Annotated in this window: 17 protein-coding genes; 7 read left to right on the top strand and 10 right to left on the bottom strand. The window is 63.9% G+C overall.

Going from position 1 to position 21,380, the window contains the following annotated elements; translation table 11 throughout:
• Positions 1–47 precede the first annotated feature (47 nt).
• Together Q8N40_RS25330 and Q8N40_RS25335 are read right to left on the bottom strand one after the other, a co-directional pair.
• Complete coding sequence (locus Q8N40_RS25330) at positions 48–956, bottom strand: hotdog domain-containing protein (protein WP_305713754.1); 909 nt, start codon at positions 954–956, stop codon at positions 48–50.
• 50 nt (positions 957–1,006) lie between these two features.
• Positions 1,007–2,482, bottom strand: a complete 1,476-nt coding sequence (locus Q8N40_RS25335; protein ID WP_305713755.1) for an amidase — start codon at positions 2,480–2,482, stop codon at positions 1,007–1,009.
• 201 nt (positions 2,483–2,683) lie between these two features.
• Here Q8N40_RS25335 and Q8N40_RS25340 point away from each other — a divergent pair, with 201 nt between their 5' ends.
• On the top strand, positions 2,684–2,899 hold the full coding sequence (locus Q8N40_RS25340; RefSeq protein WP_305318986.1) for a hypothetical protein: 216 nt from the start codon (positions 2,684–2,686) through the stop codon (positions 2,897–2,899).
• Between the two features lie 17 nt (positions 2,900–2,916).
• Here Q8N40_RS25340 and Q8N40_RS25345 read toward each other — a convergent pair whose 3' ends face one another.
• Genes Q8N40_RS25345 through Q8N40_RS25355 form a run of 3 tightly spaced genes read right to left on the bottom strand, consistent with a single transcriptional unit; the run spans position 2,917 to position 6,391 of the window.
• On the bottom strand, positions 2,917–3,522 hold the full coding sequence (locus tag Q8N40_RS25345; protein ID WP_305713756.1) for a DUF1254 domain-containing protein: 606 nt from the start codon (positions 3,520–3,522) through the stop codon (positions 2,917–2,919).
• A complete protein-coding gene (locus Q8N40_RS25350) occupies positions 3,519–4,097 on the bottom strand; it encodes a DUF1214 domain-containing protein (RefSeq protein ID WP_305318984.1) in 579 nt (192 codons plus the stop codon). The genes Q8N40_RS25345 and Q8N40_RS25350 overlap by 4 nt, the downstream gene beginning before the upstream one ends.
• 2 nt (positions 4,098–4,099) lie before the next feature.
• Positions 4,100–6,391 carry a transglycosylase domain-containing protein gene (locus Q8N40_RS25355; RefSeq protein ID WP_305713757.1) on the bottom strand — a complete coding sequence of 764 codons (2,292 nt, stop codon included), beginning with the start codon at positions 6,389–6,391 and terminating at the stop codon, positions 4,100–4,102.
• Positions 6,392–6,672: 281 nt separating this feature from the next.
• Between Q8N40_RS25355 and Q8N40_RS25360 the strand changes: the two genes are divergently transcribed.
• From Q8N40_RS25360 to Q8N40_RS25380, 5 genes are all read left to right on the top strand, one after another.
• Positions 6,673–7,188, top strand: a complete 516-nt coding sequence (locus Q8N40_RS25360; protein WP_305318982.1) for a YcgN family cysteine cluster protein — start codon at positions 6,673–6,675, stop codon at positions 7,186–7,188.
• 152 nt (positions 7,189–7,340) lie between these two features.
• Complete coding sequence (locus tag Q8N40_RS25365) at positions 7,341–8,918, top strand: MDR family MFS transporter (protein ID WP_305713758.1); 1,578 nt, start codon at positions 7,341–7,343, stop codon at positions 8,916–8,918.
• An 87-nt stretch (positions 8,919–9,005) separates the two neighbouring features.
• The gene (locus Q8N40_RS25370; RefSeq protein ID WP_305318980.1) at positions 9,006–9,227 is read left to right on the top strand and encodes a hypothetical protein; all 222 of its coding nucleotides are present in this window, start codon (positions 9,006–9,008) and stop codon (positions 9,225–9,227) included.
• A gap of 305 nt (positions 9,228–9,532) precedes the next feature.
• Entirely contained in the window at positions 9,533–9,919 is a 387-nt protein-coding gene (locus Q8N40_RS25375) for a response regulator (RefSeq protein ID WP_305318979.1), read from the top strand.
• A 42-nt stretch (positions 9,920–9,961) separates the two neighbouring features.
• Positions 9,962–13,222: a PAS domain-containing sensor histidine kinase gene (locus Q8N40_RS25380; RefSeq protein WP_305713759.1), complete on the top strand. Its 3,261-nt coding sequence runs from the start codon at positions 9,962–9,964 to the stop codon at positions 13,220–13,222.
• 226 nt (positions 13,223–13,448) lie between these two features.
• Here the strand turns inward: Q8N40_RS25380 and Q8N40_RS25385 are convergent, their stop codons facing one another.
• From Q8N40_RS25385 to Q8N40_RS25400, 4 genes are all read right to left on the bottom strand, one after another.
• Entirely contained in the window at positions 13,449–15,104 is a 1,656-nt protein-coding gene (locus tag Q8N40_RS25385; protein ID WP_305713772.1) for a thiamine pyrophosphate-requiring protein, read from the bottom strand.
• 141 nt (positions 15,105–15,245) lie between these two features.
• Positions 15,246–16,844 (bottom strand): MBL fold metallo-hydrolase RNA specificity domain-containing protein, encoded by a 1,599-nt coding sequence (locus Q8N40_RS25390; RefSeq protein WP_305713760.1) that lies wholly within the window; start codon positions 16,842–16,844, stop codon positions 15,246–15,248.
• A complete protein-coding gene (locus Q8N40_RS25395; protein ID WP_305713761.1) occupies positions 16,841–17,761 on the bottom strand; it encodes a ribose-phosphate pyrophosphokinase in 921 nt (306 codons plus the stop codon). The genes Q8N40_RS25390 and Q8N40_RS25395 overlap by 4 nt, the downstream gene beginning before the upstream one ends.
• The gene (locus tag Q8N40_RS25400; protein WP_305713762.1) at positions 17,758–19,299 is read right to left on the bottom strand and encodes a thymidine phosphorylase family protein; all 1,542 of its coding nucleotides are present in this window, start codon (positions 19,297–19,299) and stop codon (positions 17,758–17,760) included. Before Q8N40_RS25400 ends, Q8N40_RS25395 begins: the two co-directional genes overlap by 4 nt.
• Positions 19,300–19,573: 274 nt before the next feature.
• On the opposite strand from Q8N40_RS25400, the gene Q8N40_RS25405 reads away from it, so the two are divergent.
• Positions 19,574–21,169, top strand: coding sequence for a porin (locus tag Q8N40_RS25405; protein ID WP_305713763.1), 1,596 nt, complete (start codon positions 19,574–19,576; stop codon positions 21,167–21,169).
• Here the strand turns inward: Q8N40_RS25405 and Q8N40_RS25410 are convergent, their stop codons facing one another.
• On the bottom strand, positions 21,170–21,310 hold the full coding sequence (locus Q8N40_RS25410) for a hypothetical protein (RefSeq protein WP_305713764.1): 141 nt from the start codon (positions 21,308–21,310) through the stop codon (positions 21,170–21,172). It abuts the gene before it with no gap.
• Between the last annotated feature and the right edge of the window lie 70 nt (positions 21,311–21,380).

The raw sequence follows: 21,380 nt of genomic DNA on the forward strand, positions 1-21,380 counted from the left end.
CGGCGACCCAGCACCGTCGCGATACGGTCCATCCGGTCGACACAGACCTATTCCTCGTCCACGCCCGGCGCCTGCCTCAGCAGGAAATGCCCGAACGCCGAGGCGATGGGTTTGGCCGGATCGTCCTGCCACGCCTGCGCTTCGAAGGCGACGACGCGCCGGCCCTGCTTGACGATCGACACTTTGGCGTGGCTATCGAGGGCGCGGCCGGAACGGAGGTAATTGATGGTGAGGCCGATCGGCTTCGGCGACGACACACCAAGTTCACGCGCCACGCCGACGATCGCGGTGGTTTCGAGGAAGGCGCCGGTCATGCCGCCGTGGATGGCAGGCAGGATCGGGTTGCCGATGATTTTCGCCGAGAACGGCATCAGCAGCGTGTCATCCTCGCCGATGCGGATACCGAGGCAGCGCGCGAACGGGCTGTTGGCGAACGGGCTTGCGGGGTCCCCCGGCGCTTCCAGCACCGGCAGCGTGCGCTGCTCCATCGCCCGGTTCAGCATGTTGGTCCGGTTGGCGCCGACCATGAAGCAGGCCGTCGCGGTGGCGACGGGATCGTCTTCGGATTCCTGGTAGGCGGTCGCGCGCACGAAGGCGATCGAGCGGGTAACGCGATAGCAGACCGAATGCGCCCTGATGTCGAGGCCCGGCGTCGCCGGTTTCTGGTAGTCGATCCGCAGGTCGAGCGTGGCGATCGCGCTGGTGCCGGCGAGCGCGAACTGGACCGCCATGCCGCAGCTCTCGTCGAGCATGGCGGTGACGACGCCGCCATGCAGGACGCCGGTCGCGGTGTCACCGACGAAGACCGGGCGGTAGGGCAGGCTCGACCAGGCCTCGCCCGGCGCGGCGCGGTCGAGCCGAAGCCCGCTGATGTGACCATAGACGGAGCGGCTGGCCTTGATGGCTTCGGCGAGTTGCTCAAACGGTAGCTGCGTGATGATGGGCGCTTTGGACATGCCGACGTTCTACGCCATATTGCGAAGCGAGCAAAAGGCGCGATCGCCGTTCAATCGTTGGTCACGTGCACCCCGGGCGTGCGTCCGGCGTTCCATTGCCCGCCGACAGCCCGCTCGATCTGTGCCGCCAGCTGTAGCAGCAGGCCGTCATTGGCCTGCCGGGCCTGGGCCTGAATGCCGAGCGGCAACCCGTTCTCATGTTGCGCCAGCGGCAGCGAGATCGCCGGAAGGCCACTGAGGTTGGCCAGCGGCGTGAAGGCGAAGTTGCGCCACAGATTGCCGAACCAGTCCAGCACCGATGGATTGTCCGATATCGTCAGATATTCAGTTGTGCCGACCTTCGGTGTCGGCAGCGCCGTGATCGGCGTCAGGATGATGTCCCACTCCTCGAAAAACGCACCGAAACCGCGCGTGGTCGCGTTGAAAACCGCCTGCATGCGCGCCCGCTCCGCAAATGTCGTATGCCGGCCGGCTTCCCAGATCCGGATGTTGACCGGCTCGACCAGATCGGCCGGCGGCCGGTCGAGGCCGCGCGCCGCCAGCATGTTGCCGATCACGACGGCGAAATTGCTGATGTAGCAGGTGGTCTGGGCATCAAAGGCGGCGCGATAATCGATCGCGGGTAGCGCGTGCTCGATGTGGTGGCCGAGACCTTCGAGGAATTTTCCGGTGCGTTCGAGTTCGGCTGAAATCGCCGGCGTCGCGCGGTAGTCGCCCCACTGATGCGACAGCGCGATCCTGAGCCGTCCCGGGTCACGCTTGATCAATTCCTGATAAGGCTCCGGCGAGGTCCAGAACGGCATGAATTCGCCGGGGGCCGGACCGCGGCAGGCATCCACAAAGGCTGCGGTATCGCGCACCGAACGCGACTGGCAGCCCTGGATCGATACCAGCCCGGTCAAGTCGGACATGTGCGGTGCGAGCGAGAACACGCCCCGCGAAACCTTGAGGCCGATATTGCCATTGACCCCGGCCGGAATGCGGATCGAGCCGCCGCCATCCGTTGAGTGCGCGATCGGAACTGCGCCCGCCGCGACCATGGCGGCGCTGCCGGCTGACGATCCGCAGGTCGTGTAGTCCGTGTTCCACGGGTTGCGGGTGACGTAGACGGCGGGATTGTCGGCCGAGCTGCAAACGCCGAACTCCGGCGTGGTGGTCCGTCCGATCAGGTTCAGTCCGGCCGCGCGCATCTTCCCGGTCAGGAACGTATCGGCGGTGGCGCGGTTGCCGCGCATCAGCAGCGAGCCCATTTCCTGCAAGCGGCCCTTCATCGTCGGGCCCAGATCCTTCATCAGGAACGGCAGGCCGGCAAAGGGTCCCGACAGGTTGGCGCCGTCTTTCGCGGGATCGGCGATGGCGTCCTCAAAAATCTCGACCACGCCCGACAGAGCCGGATCGACCTTGGCGATGCCCGCGGCCGCCTGGCTTGCCAATTCTTTTGCCGTCAGTTCGCCCTTCCTGACGCGCGCCGCCAGCGCTACGCCGTCGTGCTGCGCCCATTCGTTCCAGCTCATCGGCAACGTCATGCGATCCATGTCTCCGGGTGCGGTGTCAACTCTAGTTTCGCAGCCCGGCAAGTCAACAAATCGAGGGATGTCGTGTCGGCGGTGGCGGCGGATGCGTGCGCAATGCGCCCGTTCAGCAGGCTCGCACCGGCGCCTGCGCGTTTGACGCAGATCAAACGAGATCCGGGACTTTGATGACAGAAGAAAAAAAAGGAAACCGGGATGTCCGCAACCGAGATCGCGAAGCGTCATTTCGCGGCGGCTATCGCTGAAGCGGAAGCCGCCGGAATGGGTCACGACAGCGTCTGCCGGTCGCTGCTTGGCCTCGTTGTCGCCAAGTACCTCGAAAACAGAAGCGTCTCCGACGTCCAGTCGGAACTCCGCTTTGTCGCCGACAACTGCGATCCCGGCACGGATTTCATGTTCATGCGTCCCTAGAAGGGAGCGCGATCAGATCAGCGCTTGGCCCGCGGCGGCGGAGGCGGCGCGGGCGCTTCCTGCTTCGCCGGCGTCGGCTCGGTCTGCACCTTGCAGCTGGAAGCCGCGAGCGAGGCTTGCGCCTGTATCATCAGGCCCGGCTCCGGCGCCAGCGCCTTCAGCACGATCAGCCCGGTCGTGGTCGGGGAGTCGATGATCAGCCGGTCGGCCGCGGTAATTTCCTCGTCCTCGGGCAATTCGGCGTGCTGCGCCTCGGTCATCAGATCGAGTTCGATCAGCCTGCGTCCGGCCGACCGGTCGTTGATGGCGTAATAGGCGACTTCGTTGCGGGTATAGAACGACACCGAGGTGTAGGCCTGGCTGACCGGGACCGTGAGCTTGATCGGTCCGCCCGACAGATCGTAGCGGCAGACCGCGGTCGCGAAGGCGGGATCCATGAACGGCAGCGGGGCGTTGTTCGGTTCCGCCGGCGGCAGCGCCGTCACGGTATTGAGTTTTGTCAGGGGCGTGAGGCGTGAATAGGCGTCCTGGGTCGCGATCCGCGGCAACGCCAGAACGCTGACGAGATGCACGACGGCACCCAGCAGCACGCCCGCGATGACGGTGAACAACAGGCGGATCATGGGCAGCCTACCGTCGCAATCGAGGGCATCGGCGCATCGCGCTGCGTCCGCGTCGCCACGCCGACCGGCGTATCGTAAAGCCGCAGCATCAGCGCGTAACGCTCGATGCCGCCGGTGGGGAGCCAGTTTCCGGCGCGCGAGCGCGACGCCACCCGGATCTCGAAGGCGCCATCGGCGCCGCGAATGATTTCCTGGCTGGTGAAGCCATAGCGCTGCAGCGAATTGGCGACCAGATGTCCCTTGGTGTTGTAGAGCGTCAGCGTCCAGAACCGCGCCGCGGGGGTGACGCCGCTGACCACGACGTCGCAGCGTCCGTCGAGCGGCTTGTTGCGGTCGTCCGTGGTCGCCGAGAAGGCGACGCCGTCGCCGGTGCCGACCGGCAGTTCACCGCTGCGGGCGATCGAGGCGCGCGAATAGGGGTCGACGTCGGCGGTGCCGGTCTTGGGCCGGGCGGTCCAGGCGCCGATCGTCAGGGTGCCGAGATCGGTGCCGCGCGTCGCCGTCATCCAGGTCGCGCCGAGGCCGACGACGGTCGCGAGGATCAATGCCAGCAGTGTGATGAAGATCAGCCGCACGGTCAGTTCTTGCGCGGCGGAGCTGTCGCCGCGGCTTGGCCCGGTGCTGCCGCGGCAAAGCTATCCGGGAATGCGACCGAACTGGACGACAAGGGTCGCACCGGTTTCGGCGGCTCGCTGGACGAGGTCTTGCCCGCGGTCTTGATGGCCTCGTCGAGCATCTTTTCCACGCGCACCAGAATGTCAGCGCCGCGCTTGGTGAGGATCGGCGGCGGTCCCGGCTTGGTGTCGATGATCTTCGGCGTCCCCGCGGCCATTGCGGCAGCGGCCTGCGGCGTCGGCGGCCGCTTCTGGCCCATGCCGATTCCCGGCACTTCCTTGATCTCGACGCCCTGGTGAGCGGCCACCATGACTTCACGCCAGGTCTGTGCCGGCAACGAGCCGCCGGTCATGCGGTTGGTCGGGGAATAGTCGTCATTGCCGTACCAGACCGCGCAGGTGAAGTTTCCGGTGAAACCGACAAACCAGGCGTCGCGATAGGCGTTGGTGGTCCCGGTCTTGCCGGCGGTCGGAATGCCGTCGATGATCGCGCGGCGTGCCGTGCCCTCACTCACGACGTGACTCATCATTTCCGACATGTCGGCAGCTACCGAGGCGGGAATGGCTTGCGTCTGCTTTTTGCCGTCGCGATCGAAGCGCCAGACCAGATCGCCGCTGCCGGTGCGCACTTCCAGCACCGCATGCGGGATCGGCGCCTTGCCCCTGTTCGGGAAGGTCGCATAGGCCACCGCGTGTTCAAGCACCGAAACTTCGTCGGAGCCGATCGGCATCGACGGCGTATCGGGCAGCGGCGCCTTGATGCCGAACTTGCGCGTCATCTCGGTAATCTTGACGCGGCCGGCCTTGGCCGGGTTCGGTGACTTGCCGCCGAGCGCGATCGACAGTTTGACCGGAATGACGTTGACCGAACGCGTGATCGCCTGCGTCAGCGTCATCGGTCCCGAATAGGAGTGGCTGTAGTTCTGCGGACACCAGTTGCCGATGCAAACCGGACCGTCGACCACGATCGAGGTCGGCTTGTAGCCGTTCATCAGCGCGGTGGCGTAGACGTAGGGCTTGAACGACGAGCCGGGCTGGCGCATCGCATCCACCGCGCGGTTGAACTGGCTGGCGCCATAGTCGCGTCCGCCGACCATGGCGCGCACGCCGCCGTCGAAATCGGCGACTGCGACGGCTGCCTGGGTGGCATGATAGTCGCGGCCGAACTGGCGCAACTGGTTTTCCACGGTTGCCTCGGCGGCGCGCTGAACCGTCATGTCGATCGAGGTGCGGACCACGAAGACGCGCTCGGTGTAGGATTTCGGGAAGGTGGCGACCAGACGGCGCATCTCCTCGAATGCCCAGTCGAGATAGTAGTTCGGCGAATTCTCGTCGCGGCGATCGACCGCCATGGCCGGGTTGCGCCGCGCGCCGAACACCTGACCCTCGGTCATGAAGCTGGCATCGACCAGGTTGTCCAGGACGATATTGGCGCGGGCGCGGGCGGCGGGCAGGTTGATATGCGGCGCGTATTTGGTCGGGGCCTTGAACAGCCCGGCCAGCATCGCGGATTCCGCCAGAGTGACGTCGCGCGCCGACTTGTTGAAGTAGAAATGCGCGGCGCCATCGACGCCGAAGGTGCCGCCGCCCATATAGGCGCGGTCGAGATAGAGCTTCAGAATTTCATTCTTGGTGAGGCGGGTCTCGAGCCAGATCGCCAGAAAGGCTTCCTTGACCTTGCGCTCGATGGTGCGCTCGTTGTTCAGGAACAGGTTCTTGGCCAGCTGCTGGGTGATCGACGATCCGCCCTGGCGGACGCCGCCGGCCTGCGCGTTGGTCATGAGCGCGCGCCCGGTGCCGGCGAGGTCGATGCCGAAATGGTCGTAGAAGCGGCGGTCCTCGGTGGCGAGTGTCGCTTTGATAAGATGGTCCGGAAAATCCTCCAGCGGAATCGAATCATTGTGCTTGATGCCGCGGTTGCCGATCGGGTTGCCGTAGCGGTCGAGAAACGACACCGCGAGATCGGATTTCTTCAGCCAGTCGTCGTCGGCGGTCTCGCGAAACGCCGGCACTGCCAGCGCCAGCATCAGGATCAGACCAACGAGCCCGATGGTCGCAGCCTCCGACAGCGGTTCGATGATGACCCAGCGTTTCCAGCGGCCGACATAGAAGCGGTCCATGAAGGTGGAGAACCGCTCATAGAGTTCACGGGCGCCCTTGCCGGAAGAGAACAGCGTCGAGTCGATGCGCGCATCCAGATCCAGCATCCAGTGCCGGATCTTTTTCTTCCAGTGTGGTGGTACGATCTGGCGCACCGGGACCCCAGGTGAATTCGCATCGCTTGAAGGCGCCCGGCCGGGCACCGTCGAGACGTCATGCGGGAATGTTGCGGCAAACCCAAGGCGCTTTGTCGCCCTCGGGGACTCATCACCTATCTAACCGAGCGGGGGCCACAAACCAATGGTCTGGCTGCCGATTTTGAACAGCAGGGATAACGGCGCCGGCCGGCTTTGCGCGCTGTCGGACCTTTGCGGTACCCACTTGATGCGAAAACGCTATAGAAGGGTCCAAGCCCACTCCGCCCAATCAGGGAATCATGACCGCCCAGCTCAAGCCGCCCTCGGGACAAGAGGGATTCTTTTGGAAAACCAAGACGTTGGAGCAAATGTCCAACGCCGAATGGGAAAGCCTGTGTGACGGCTGTGCGCGCTGCTGCCTGGAAAAACTCGAGGACGAGGATACCGGCAAGATCTACTTCACCCACGTCTCCTGCAAGCTGCTGGATGCCGGGCTATGTGCCTGCAAGGACTATGCGAACCGCTCCGACCAGGTTCCGGACTGCGTCCGGCTGACGCCGGACAACGTCCGCACCCTGAACTGGCTGCCGCCGAGCTGCGGCTACAAACTGGTGGCCGAGGGCCGCGATCTCTATTGGTGGCACCCGCTGATTTCGGGCGACCCCGATACCGTGCACGAAGCCGGCGTCTCCGTGCGCGGGCGGGTGCAGGGAACCGAGAACGAGATCGCTGACGCCGACCTCGAGGACCACATCGTGCAATGGCCGGCGCTGTTGCCGAAGCGGGCCCGGCTGAAAAAGCGGCCGCAAACCTAGTTGGTGCAGGATAGACCGGCCGCGCGATGCGATTGTCGCTTCGCGGGATGCACCCATGCGTGCAACCCGCTGCCGCAGCCACGATTATCCGCTTACATTAGTTAGATACAGCGATTCCGCGCGGCCTGCCGCGCCCCGATACACACGGCCTCATGAACAAGTTCGAACGGCAGGGCCATCACCCGGCTGACATCAAGACATTGCCCGAGACCACCGCCGGCGATGCCTCGCCATTGCCGGGCGAGGTCATCGAACTTCGCGATGCGCCGCCGATCGCGCCGCAGGTGCCGCTGACGCAAGGCGAAGTCCGCACCATCCTGATGAGCCTGCTGCTGACGATGTTTCTGGCCGCACTCGACCAGACCATCGTCGCCACCGCGCTGCCGACCATCGGCCGCCAGTTCAATGACGTCTCCAGCCTGGCCTGGGTGATCTCGGCCTATTTGCTGGCATCGACCGCAGTGGCGCCCTTGTTCGGCACGCTCAGCGACATCTACGGCCGCCGCGCCATGATCATCGTCTCGCTCAGCCTGTTCGTCGCGGGCTCGGTGCTGTGCGCGCTGGCGCCGAACATCACGGTGCTGATCCTGGCGCGCGCGCTGCAGGGGCTCGGCGGCGGCGGCATCATGCCGATCGTGCAGACCGTGATTTCCGACGTGGTGAGCCCGCGCGAACGCGGCCAGTACCAGGCCTATTTCAGCGGCGTATGGGTGATCGGCGGCATCGGCGGGCCGATCCTCGGCGGCGTCTTCGCCGAGCACCTGCATTGGTCGATGATCTTCTGGATCAACGTGCCGCTCGCACTCGGCGCCCTGGCGCTGCTGCTGCCGAAGATGGGCAAGATCCCGGTGTTTCACCGCAGGCGCAAGGTCGACTGGCTCGGCGGCGTACTGCTGATGGCTTCCGCCGTCGTGATCATGCTGGTGCTGACCTGGGGCGGCAACCGCTATCAATGGCTGTCGCCTGTCATCATGGCGATGATAGGCGCTGCCATCGCATTCGCGCTGGCGTTCGTGTGGCATGCCCGCCATGCCGCCGAACCGTTCCTGCCGCTGCCGCTGCTGGGCGGATCGGTGGTGCCCTATGCGATGGCGGCCGGCAGCTGTGCGATGGGCGCGATGCTGGGGCTGACCGTGCATCTGCCGCTGTATTACGAAGTGGTCTATCGCCTCAGCGCCAGCGAGGCCGGTCTGGCGCTGATTCCGCTGGCGGCGGTTTCGACCGTCGGCGCCGCGATCGCGGGCAAGACCATGGCGCGCGCGAAACATTACAAGCGGGTGGCCATCGTCGGAACCGGGTGTGCGGTGCTGGCGGGAATTGCGCTCACGCTGGTGACGATGCCGCTGTGGGGGCTGCTGGCGTTGCTGTCGGTATACGCGCTCGGGCTCGGCACGGTATTTCCGGTCAGCGTGGTATCGGTGCAGAATACGGTGATGCGGTTCCAGGTCGGCACCGCCACCGGCGCGATGAATTTCTTTCGCGCGCTGATGGCGTCATTCATGGTGGCGGCGTTCAGCGCGATCCTGCTGATGTCGCTCGGCGCCGACGTCTCCCTCGGCGAGCATCGCGGTCCGGTGAATTCGATTGTCCCCGCCGACATGGTCGTGGCGTTCCGTTACGTGTTCGGAGCCGCCACCGCGCTGATCGCGATCTCGTTGCTGTGCATGATCCTGATGGAAGAAAAGCCGCTGGCCGGGCCGGCCGCGGTGCCGGCCGACCTGGCAGAGTAGGCGCGGGCCGCGGCGGCTATCTATCGGCCTGCAATTCATCTAACAGCGGCCCCAGCAATCCAACATGGAACCCGACAGGAGCTCGTCATGAGCAAAACCACTATTGAACAGACCAAGATGGGCACCGAGGGGATCGCCTTCTGCATCGCGCGGACCCTGATCGAACGCGATCCCTCGCTGAAGGCGCCGCTGCGCGCCAATCTGCGCAAGATGTGGGAACTGCTGGAAGAGCGCGAAGATCACGCCGCCGCCGACATGGTGGACACCATGATCAAGGCGCTCAACGATCCCGCATTTTTCAAGCCGTAATCTTTGCTTCGGCGGCGCACTCTGGAGCTTGGACAAAAAAAGCGAAAACAACCCCATGCAATGAAAGCGGACCGGCCTGCAATACGCAACCTGATCGCATCCAGGAATCTTCATAAGATATTGATGTAACATGGATATTTCATAAATATCCTGATACCAGGAATTATTTTGCCGTCGAGGGAACCTTTTGCCTCCGCGCGCGTCTGCCTTAGCCCTGATAGCGCTCGGAAGGGCTCCGATGGCCGTGTCACGGCTGGACGAGTTCGATAGTCGCGATTCTGGTTGTCACGGCAGGAACAGTTTTCATGGCCGTGATACTTATCGTCGAAGACGATGGCTTTCTCCGCGACGACGCGGAGATGATGATTCAGGATTTTGGTCACGACATCCTTTCGGCCAGTGACGTTGACGAGGCGCTTTCGCTGCTGCGGTCATCCTGCCGGATCGATGCGCTTTTCACCGATATCTACCTCAAGAGAGCGGTCCTCGGCGGGTATGAGGTTGCCGATCAGGCGATCAAGCTCCGGTTGAATCTGCCGGTGCTCTATACGACCGGCAATATCATTGACGACAAGATGAAGATGTTGTTTGTCGACGGCGCGCACTTCCTGCAGAAGCCCTACACCCGATTTCAGCTTCAGAACTCCGTCGAAATGCTGCTCGCACCGGCAGCTTTGAGTGCGCGCCATTGATCCGCTGAGCTGCCCCAGGCAAAAATTATCGGGAGAAGTACCTTGACCGCTGGAGACGACGGGACGAGGACACGCATCGGCGTCTCCGAGAGCACTGGAGACGCCGTGCCGAAACAGGCTGAAGACGTCCTGCTGAAGGCGGGTGCGCTGCAGAGCGCGATCTTCAACAGCGCCAATTTCTCCAGCATCGCCACCGATGCCAGGGGTGTCATTCAGATCTTCAACGTCGGCGCCGAGCGGATGCTCGGTTTCACGGCCGCGGAGGTGACCAACAAGATCACGCCGGCTGACATTTCCGATCCGGCCGAACTGATCGCGCGCGCCAAGGCGCTCAGCGTCGAGTTTGCGACCCCGATCACGCCGGGATTCGAAGCGCTGGTGTTCAAGGCTTCGCGCGGTATCGAGGATATCTATGAGCTGACCTATATCCGCAAGGATGGCAGCCGGTTCGGGGCGGTATTGTCGGTCACCGCACTGCGCGATGCGCAGGATGTCATCATCGGTTATCTCCTGATCGGCACCGACAACACTGCACGCCAGCAGGCGGAAGAAGCGCTGGTGAAGGCGGGAGCCTTGCAGAGCGCGATCTTCAACAGCGCCAATTTCTCCAGCATCGCCACCGACGCCAAGGGCGTCATTCAGATCTTCAATGTCGGCGCCGAACGGATGCTTGGTTATGCCGCCGCCGACGTCATGAACAAGGTCACGCCAGCCGATATTTCCGATCCGCCGGAGTTGATCGCGCGCGCCAGGGCGCTGAGCGCCGAGTTCGCGACCCCGATCACGCCGGGCTTCGAGGCGCTGGTGTTCAAGGCCTCGCGCGGCATCGAGGACATCTATGAGCTGACCTATATCCGCAAGGATGGCAGTCGGTTCCCGGCGGTTGTATCGGTCACCGCGCTGCGCGACGCCCAGGGCACCATCATCGGTTATCTGCTGATCGGCACCGACAACAGCGCGCGCAAGCAGGCCGAGGAGGCGCTGCACACGGCGGGAGCCTTGCAGAGCGCGATTTTCAACAGCGCCAACTTCTCCAGCATCGCCACCGACGCCAAGGGTGTCATTCAGATCTTCAACGTCGGTGCCCAGCGGATGCTCGGCTACGCGGCGGCCGACGTGATGAACAAGATCACGCCGGCTGACATTTCCGATCCGCTGGAGCTGATCGCGCGCGCCACAGCGCTCAGCGTCGAGCTCGGCACGCCGATCACACCGGGCTTCGAGGCGCTGGTGTTCAAGGCCTCGCGCGAAATCGAAGACATTTATGAGCTGACCTACATCCGCAAGGACGGCAGCCGGTTCCCGGCGGTAGTCTCGGTCACGGCGCTGCGCGACGCGCAGGGCGCGATCATCGGATATCTCCTGATCGGCACCGACAACACCGCGCGCAAACTGGTCGAAGCCGAGCAGAAAAAATCGGATCAGCGCCTGCGCGACCAGCAATTCTACACCCGCTCGCTGATCGAATCCAACATCGATGCGCTCATGACGACCGATCCGTCCGGCATCATCACCGACGTCAACAAGCAGATGGAGGCGTTGACCGGGTGCACGCGTGACGAGCTGATTGGCGCGCCGTTCAAGGGGTACTTTACCGATCCGGAGCGAGCCGAAGACGGGATCAAGCGCGTGCTGAGTGAAAAATCGGTCACCGACTATGAGCTGACGGCGCGCGCCCGCGACGGCAAGCAGACGGTGGTTTCGTACAACGCGACCACTTTTTATGACCGCGACCGTACCCTGCAGGGCGTGTTCGCCGCGGCCCGCGACGTCACCGAGCGCAAGCGGGTAGAGGCGGAATTGCAGCAGGCCAAGGCCGCTGCCGAGAGCGCGAGCCGGACCAAATCGGATTTTCTGGCCAGCATGAGTCACGAGATCCGAACGCCGATGAATTCGATCATGGGCATTGCGGACCTGCTCGCGAAGACCACGTTGTCGCCCGAGCAAGACAAGTATGTGCAAATCTTTCGCCGCGCAGGCGACAACCTGTTGAATCTCATCAACGACATCCTCGATCTTTCCAAGGTCGAAGCCTCGCAGCTCGAGCTGGAACGAACGGGCTTCTCGTTGAACGATCACCTTGAGAAGGTGACAGAGATGGTAGCGGCTCGGGCCCATGAAAAAGGGCTGACGCTGGTGTGCGAGATCGCGCCGGACGTGCCCACCGATCTGGTTGGCGATCCGACACGGCTGCGGCAGGTGCTGCTCAACCTGATCGGCAACGCCATCAAGTTCACGCAATTCGGCGGCGTATCGCTGTGTGTAACCCGCGATGCGGACTCTTCGATCCCGGCGGCATTGCGGTTCACCGTCACCGATACCGGCATCGGCATTCCCGACGAGAAATTGGACCAGGTGTTTGAGCGCTTCACGCAAGCCGACTCATCCACCACGCGCAGGTTCGGAGGCTCGGGTCTGGGGCTCACGATTTCGAAGCGTCTGGTGGAACTGATGGCTGGGCGCATCTGGGTCGAAAGCGAAGTCGGCGAGGGCAGCGTGTTTGCTTTCACCGTGCCCATCGAGATCTGGGCGGCGGCCAATCGGCCAGCGGTCGCTCCGGTCGGCACGGGTCCCGAGCCGCCACTGCCGGCGCTGCGAATTCTATTGGTGGAGGACTCTCCCGACAATTGCACGATCGTAGTGGCCTATCTCGATGACACACCGTACCGGGTCGAAATCGCCGGGACCGGGGCCATCGCCTGTAAAATGTTTGAGGCCGGCCGCTACGACCTCGTCCTGATGGATCGGCAAATGCCGGTCATGGATGGCTTGACGGCGACGCGGACCATTCGAGCCTGGGAACGAGCGAACGGCCGGCTGCCTACACCGATCATTGCATTGACGGCTTCCGCCTTGAAGGGGGACAGGGAGCAGTGCCTGGCGGCGGGATGCACGGCTTTCTTGACGAAGCCAATCAAGCAAGAGGTTCTGCTTCAAGCGATCAAGGAGCACTCCGTGGTTGCACTCACGTTATCAGCGCATGAAGATAGACCGATGGACCAGATGCTGTTGCGCGTGAACCGAAAATTGACCGATCGGATTCCCGCCTATTTGCAGAACTGCCGGCGGAATGTCATCACGATGCGGGACGCGCTGGATCGGGTTGATTTCGAAACCGTCACCAGTCTGGGGCACCAGATGCGGGGTTCCGGAGGCTCCTATGGATTTCAGGCCATCACCGACATCGGCGCCGCCCTTGAGGACGCCGCCGGGAGCGCCGACAATGATGTGTCGCGCAAATGGGTAAACGAATTGTCGCTCTATCTGGACGGTATCGGCACCGATGTCCGTACAGGACCATAGAGCAATTTCTACTCCCGATGCTTCATCCTTCGCGACCTGTCGTTTGGTGATGCTCTAGCTCTACTCCCCTCCCTCCACGCGCCCTTGCGCGTGGCGGGGAGGGGTCGGGGGTGGGGGGTCTATCAGCGCATTCGATTGGCGGCGAATTTGCGGAAGCACCCCCCACCCCCGACCCCTCCCCGCCGCTTCGCGGAGGGATGGGAGTAGATGCCTTGGCGAGCGCCGGTCACGTTCCCGGCCGCGACACCTCGGTCTCCTTTGACGTGATGAACTCCAGCAGCACCGGGATGCCTTCCCTGGTCTTGGCGATGCCGCGCCGGATGGCGGGGATGATGTCTTCCGGTTTTGTAATCCGCTCGCCATAGCCGCCGAAGGCCCGCGCCATTGCGGCGTAGTCGCCGGAGATGTCGGTCGAGCGATATTTTTCGGTCGAGATCGGCATCACCTTCAATTCGATCGCCATGCTGAAATTGTTCAGCAGGATCGACATGATCGGGATTCGCTCGCGCACCGCGGTCTCGAAATCCATGCCGGTAAAACCGATCGCGGCGTCACCCCAGACGTTGATGCAGAGTTTGTCGGGCTTTGCCAGTTTGGCGCCCATGGCGAGGCCCAAACCGTAACCGAGCTGGGTGGTCTTGCCCCAGCCGATATAGGACAGCGGCTCGACCGCCTTCCAGAACGGCGAGAGCTGGTCGCGCGGACTGCCGGCATCATGGGTGATGATGGTGTTCCTGATGTCGACGGTATGCTGCAGATCCCACAGCACGCGGTAGGGATTGAGCGGGGCGTCGTTGTGGGTCAGCTTCGGCAGCCACTTCGCCAGCCACTCCTTATGCGACGCCGCAATCTCGGCGGCGACGGCGCTGGCGTCGCGATCGGTGGTGACGGTCTTGTTGATCTCTTCCAGCAGCGCGTCGAGCACGAGGCCGGCGTCGCCGACCAGTCCGATCTGGGCCTCGACGTCCTTGTTGAGATGCGCGGGGTCGAGCGTCGAATGGATGATGGTCTTGCCCTTGGGCATGGCGATGCCGAACGAGGTCTCCGTAAAGGAGCAGCCGATGCCGAAGATCACGTCGGCCTCGGCGAGGAATTTCGGCACCGCGCGCGGCACGGCCAGGCCGCCGGAGCCAAGCGAGAGCGGGTGGTCTTCCGGAAACGACGATTTGCCGCCGAGGCTGGTGGTGACGGGAATGCCGAGCCGTTCGGCGAGCCGTTTCAGCTGCGGCCATGCCCGGGCGTAATGCACGCCCTGGCCGGCGTAGATCACCGACCGTTTCGCCGCTACCAGCACGGCGGCGGCTTCCTTGATGTGCACCGGATCGGCGCCGTAGCGGGTGCGCAGTACCGGGGTGTAGTTCAGCGGCTCCGGCACATCCTCGTTCCACATATCGGCGGGAATTTCCACGATCACCGGTCCGCCACGGCCGTTCTTCAGCTTTGTAAAGGCGCGGCGAAAAATGTTGCAGACTTCGGCGGCGATGTTGATCGGTTCGGACGATTTTGAGAACGCCCGCATCGCCTGGCTGGAATTGAAGTTCGGATCGATGTGGGCCAGCCGCCGCGCGTATCCCATCGGCAGCACCAGCACGGGTACCGATTCGCCGTAGCATTGCGCCACGCCGCCCATGGCGTTTTCGGCGCCCGGGCCGTGCTGCATGCAGAACGCGCCGATGGTATGCCCCGAGGTGACCCGGGAGATCGCGTCCGCCATGTGGATGCCGATGCGTTCCTGCCGCACCATCACGGGGCGGATGTCGGCTGCCGCGGCGTGCTCGATCAGGTGATTGACCGGATAGCCGCAGAGGATCTCGATACCCTCCCGCTTCATGATTTCTGCGATCGCGGTGCCGAGCTTCATGCCGTGCTCTCCCCTTGAAATGGCCGATGTTGAGGGCTCGGCCTGTGACAGGTAGTTGGAACAGGAATCCCGCGTCCGGTAAAGCGCGGGCGCGGGCTGTCCCGCGAGGCCCTGATATGCACCACGTCGGCACCTGGCGGCATCTGCCCCGTCGGGCCGGCTTCAGCCGGCTTCTTCCAGCGCGCGCCGCAGCCGCCTGATGATGACGCCGCGGGCGCGGTCGTCGGCGGCAGCCGTTATCCGGTCGTTGATATCAAGCACGAGCGTCGACATGTCGTTGTGCCAGTCCAGATTCGTGACCGCTTCAGGCGCGAGCCGGCGACGATGCGCCACATCCAGCAGCGCGGGCTCCGGCGTCGAGAGTTCGTAGATGTCGTCGAGCAGCGGCTGAAACAGTTTGGCCGCCGGAACGATCCGCTCCGCAAGGCGCCCGGCCAGCCCGGCGATCGCTTCCTCTTCGCCATGAACGAGGAACACGCCCCGATGAATCGGGCGGCGTGCCGCGATCCATCGCGCCATCTCGGTGCCGTCGGCATGACCCGAATACTCGTCGATCATGCGGATACGGGCCGCGACCTTGATCTCGTCGCCCTGGATCCGGACCGCCTTGGCACCGTCCTGGAGGAACCGGCCGAGGGTGCCATGGGCCTGAAAACCGACCAGCAGGACGGTGGCGCGGTTGCTCCATAGCCAGCGCTTCAGGTGATGCCGGATGCGGCCGGCGTCGCACATGCCGCTTGCCGCGATGATGATGTGAAAGCCGGTCAGCTTGGCGATCGCCTTGCTTTCATCGACGGTTTCGGTGAAGCGCAGATGCGGCGAGTTGAACAGGCGATTGACGTCGATGTCAGGATCGAGGCTTTCGGCGTGATCCCGGAAAACCTCGGTGGCGTGGATCGCCAGCGGCGAATCGAGAAATATCGGCGCGGCCGGTATTTCGCCGCGTTCCATCAGGTCGATCAGATCGACGATCAGTTCCTGGGTGCGTTCGACGGCAAAGGCGGGAACGAGCAGGGCGCCTCGTGAAGTTGCGGCGTCGCGTACCTCGGATGCCAGCCGCTGACGGCGCTGTTCCGGCGTCGTCGCGGCACGCAGCCTGTCGCCATAGGTCGCCTCCGAAATCACATAGTCGAAGCCCGTTGGCGCCCTCGGATCAGGCTGCAGCAGTTTCGCATCGGGGCCGACATCGCCCGAGGCCAGCAGGCGCAGCTTTTTTCCGCCGGAGCCGGCACCGTCGAACTCGATTTCGATCGAAGCCGAGCCGAGCAGATGCCCGGCATTCCAGTAGCGTGCGCGCACGCCCGGGATCACGTCGACCCATTTCTCGTACTCGACCGGCTGGAACGACTGTAGCGCGGCCTTGGCATCGGCCTGGGTATAGATCGGCGTGACCTCCGGCCGCCCGCGCGCCGTGTTGCGGCGGTTGAGGAACGCGACCTCCGACTCCTGAATGCCTCCGGAATCCGGCAACATCCAGGAACACAGGTCGATCGTTCCGCGCGTCGCCAGAATTCTGCCTTCAAAACCTTCGTGCACCAGTTTCGGCAGCAGTCCGCTATGGTCGATATGCGCATGCGTCAGCAACACGGTATCGATGTCGGCGGGCCGGAACGGGAACACCCGGTAGTTCAGTTCCTTCAGGGTCTTTTGCCCCTGGAACAGGCCGCAGTCGATCAGAAAGCGGCCGGCCGGCGTTTCGACGAGGTAGCAGGAGCCGGTCACGGTGCGCGCCGCGCCGCAGAATCGAACGGTCACACTCATGGGGTTTTCTCCGGGAAGTTTCGGTCGTCCAACTCGCGGCGCAGGGCGGTCGCAAGGATTTCATCGAGCGGGATCGCGTTGCTGGGGTGCGGCACGCTGGAGGTCGAGCGGACGGAGCGTATGCCGGCGTCGGCAAAGGCGTTTGCCGTTTCGGGTGCAAACAAGGCGTGGGTCATGACGGCGTCGATGGTGGTCGCGCCGGCCGCCTTGAGCGCCTTTGCACAGGCGATCAAGGTGCCTCCCGACGAGACGATATCATCGACCAGCAGCACCGGCCGGCCGGCGAGCAGTGCGGCCTCGGCAAATCCGATTTCGACGGCGCGATCGCCGCGGCGGATTTTTTGCGCGACCGTATGCGCGAGCCCGAGCCGGCCTGCGAGATCGCTCACCCAGGGGCGTGACTCCGCGTCGGGGCCGATCGCGACAGTGGCGGGATCAATTCCGGTGCTGCGCATCGCATCGGCGATGGCCGGCATGGCGGAGAGGTTTTCGGCCTCGATGCCGGGAAACACCGCTCTGATATCGGTGGTGCGATGAAGATGGGCATCGACCGTGATGACGCGGTCCACCATTCCCGCGATCAGCCGGCCGACGGCCTTCTGGCTGATCGCTTCGCCGTCATGAAAGGCGGTGTCCTGCCGCATGTAACAGAGATAGGGCGCGAGCAGAACGAGCCGCCTTGCGCCCGCGCGCCGCATCGCCTCCGCCGCGAACAGGATAGCGAGCAGCTTGTCGTTGGGGCGGTCGAGCGAGGCATAGATAATCGTGGTCGATGCAGCCGGACCGATTGTCACGCGCATTTCCCCGTCGGGAAAGTCGTGCAAAGCGATTTCCCGGAGTGGAAGGCCAAGCAGCGCCGCCAGCCGCCTGGCATCGTCGGCACCGGTCGGCAGGCTCTGGATGGCCACCCCGGTCACGGTGCCGTGCCGGGAAGCGAGCGCTGTTTGTCGATCGCGTAGCCGGTATCGCTCTTCGCGCCGGCTGCCGTCAGATCGTGCTCCGACCGATCGAAGGCATAGACCCGGTAGAGCGGTTCGCCGCGCTCGACACGGTCGCCGATTTTCTTGAATAGCCGGATGCCGGCCCCCTTGTCGAGCGGCGCGCCGGCGATCCGCGCCAGCCGGTTGAGCCGCAGGCAGTCGATGCCGGAGACGAAGCCGTCGCTGCCGGCCGTCACATCGAACGTCAGATTCCCCAGATCGTCGCGACAGTCCGAGGGGCCCTGCGCCTCGATGATCTTCTGCATCTGTCTCGACGCGGCCCCGCTGTCGAGCAATTCGCGGGCGCGCGCATAGCCGGCGCCGCCCCGCAGGTTCGGATCATATTCCAGCAAATGGGCGGCAAGCCGCAGCGACTTCTCACGCAAGTCCACCGGCGCGGCGGGATCGTTCGTCAGCACGGCCATGACGTCGCGGGCTTCGAGCACCGGGCCGATGCCGCTGCCGATCGGCTGGCTGCCGTCGGTCGTGATCACCTCCACCGAGATGCCGAAGCGGTCGCCGACGAATTCGAACAGTTTGCGTAGCCGCATCGCCTCCATGCCGTTGGTGAGCTTGGCCGTCGGGCCGACCGGCAGGTCGATCAGGAGGTGGGTCGAACCCGCCGCGAGCTTCTTCGACATGATCGATGCGACCATTTGCTCGCGGGTGTCGAGGCTGAGCGGGCGTTCCACCGAAATCAGGATGTCGTCGGCCGGCGACAGGTTGACGTGTCCGCCCCAGATCAGGCAGCCGTTGCAGGCCGCGACGATGGCCTTCATCTCGTCGACGCCGACATTGACGCGCGCCAATACTTCCATCGTGTCCGCCGTGCCCGCCGGGGACGTAATGGCGCGCGAGGAGGTCTTGGGGATGGTGAGGCCGTGCGCCGCCACGATCGGCACCACGATCATGGAGGTTCGGTTGCCGGGAATTCCGCCGATGCAATGCTTGTCGACCACGATCGGATTGGTCCACTTCAGTTGCGTTCCGGCCTGCGCCATCGCGGCGGTGAGGGCGATGAGTTCATCGCTGGTCATGAAGCTGGCGGAAGAGATCAGGAACGCCGCAATCTCCATGTCGGAGTACCGGTAGTGGGTCAGATCATTGACGACAGCCGATATTTCGGAAGCGCTCATGGTGCGGCCCCGAATTTTCCCACGTACCGCTTCGAGGCTTTCCGGCGGCGCAGCGGGGGTCACCGTCACCAGGCTGCCGACAGGTTCAGCGAAGCGCCGGAAAGCCGGTTCGGAAAGACCGATCTCGTCCGGGCCGACCAGGGCGTCGTCGTCGGTGATGAGAAGGGTGGCCAGCAAAACCCTCGAATTCCGGCGCAGTTCGACCCGGCTGAAGCCGCGGAAGATTTCCGGGCGCAGGGCCGTTGACTGCCTCGAAATGACCACGACGTTCTCGCGCCCCGTGTCCAGATTGACGCTTCGAATCTTCAGGGCTGTGCGAGAGTTATCGACGGAGTTCATGTGACGAGGCCGGGCCAGAGGGAGCCTTTGGAAACATATGTCCGGGGTGGGTGAGGACGATTGACCCAAATCATGATTACGGCGAACGCATCTCACCCGCGAAGAATATTATTCGCGCGAATGCGGAACCCGTATTTTGCCGGACGTGGCGCAAAGACCACAGCAACCGCTCAAATGCCATCCTATCACGGCCTTGTCATTGCCCCCGGCGATTTTTGGGCTAGTTAGCGTAAGACATATGCATCTGCATGAATGCGCGATTCGGGGAGCTCCCATGGCTACCAAGAACCTCATCCTCGGCTCGGCGGCGGCGCTGCTTCTCACCGGCGGCGCGCAGGCGGCGGACCTTCCGGTCAAGGCCAAGGCGGTAGAGTATGTCCGGATCTGCTCGCTCTACGGCGCCGGCTTCTTCTATATCCCGGGCACCGATACCTGCATTAAGCTCGGGGGCTATCTGCGCGCCGACACCACTTTCAACGGTGGCGCGCACGGTGCGCCGGCCTGGAACGGCGATCTCGGCCAGCAGAACCGTTTTCGCGATTACTTCCTTTCCCGTTCGCGCATGGCCTTGACGGTCGATACCCGCACCGCCACCGAATACGGCGTGGTCCGCACCTTCGGCCACGGCAATTTCCAGTTTCAGAATTTCGGCAACACCAACCCGGCAGGTTCGGTCGGCACCCAGACCGCGGGACTCGGCAGCGCCCTGCTGTCCACCGCGGGCGGCGGCTATGTCGCGGTCGAGTATCTCTTCATCCAGTTCGCCGGATTCACCTTCGGCAAGTCCTCTTCGGCCTATTCGACGCCGTGGAATGGTTTCCCGGGCAACATCAGTGCGAACCTGCTCGGCGGCAACAATACCGATACCGGCCTCAACAACATCCAGTACACCGCGCAGTTCGGCAACGGCGTGTCCGCCAGCATCGGTCTTGATGATCCCACGGTCTGGACCCGCACGGCCGTTTATAATTTGAGCATCCCGGCCGCGATCGGCGTCAACGGTACCGGCTCGAACGCCTATGCCGGCATGCACGCGCCCGACATCGTCGGCAACATCCGCGTCGACCAGGCCTGGGGCGTGTTGCAGTTCTCGGCCGCGGCGCACGAGGTCAGTGGTTCCTACAACACGCTGGCAGCCGGCGCGGCGCCGAACAACCTTTCCGAGATCAACGGTCATCCCGACAGCAAGTGGGGCGGTTCGGTGATGGCGGCGTTGCAGATCAGGAACCTCCCGACCGGCAAGGGCGACGACATCAAGCTCGATGTGTCCTACGCCAGGGGCCACACCAAGAACGTGATCGCCACCAGCGGCGGCTCGCCGAGCTTCTCGACGTTCGGCAATAGCGGCTTTGCCTATCAGAGCGTCGGCTTCGGGGCGACCACGGACGGCGTCTATTTCCCGGGCGCGGCGGGCACCGGCGGCATCCAGCTGACGACGGCCTGGGGCGTCCGCGGCGCCTTCAGCCACAACTGGAATCCGAACTGGTCGAGCAGCCTGTTCGGCAGCTACTCCAGTGTACGATACGACGGCGGCGCCAACGACAACATCAACGGGCTCGGAGCCACCACTGCCAAGGGCGCCTATTGCGCGGCCTTTGCCGCCAGTCATCCGGGCCAGGCCGCCGTTGGCAACCAGGCCGGCAACTACAGCTGCAATCCCGACTTCAATGTTTCGCAGCTCGGCCTGATCACCCGATGGATCCCGGTGAAGAACCTGACCTTCTCGGCCGAAGCGCAGTGGTTCCACCTCGATCAGAAAATGTCGGGCAGTTCGGTGTTTACCGCCACCGCGCCGAAGCCGACGGCCCTCTACGAGTTCAAGGACCAGAACACGGTTCTGCTGCAGGTTCGCGCCCAGCGCAATTTCTGATCACGGACCCGCCACGATCGAATCCGGACTTGTCGCGATGGCGAGACCCGCCGCTATCGCGGCAAATATATTGCCTTGATGACACGAACGGACTTTGCCCGGAATTTTTCCTGGCGCATGAATGTTGAACAATGCGGCCATCTGACGCCGCCGCGGACGCCTCGGTGCGTTGCGCAAAGAACACAGGCGTGCCGAAACTGGTTCGCGTCAC

Origin of the sequence: Bradyrhizobium sp. (assembly GCF_030693485.1) — a bacterium.
Taxonomy (GTDB): domain Bacteria; phylum Pseudomonadota; class Alphaproteobacteria; order Rhizobiales; family Xanthobacteraceae; genus Bradyrhizobium.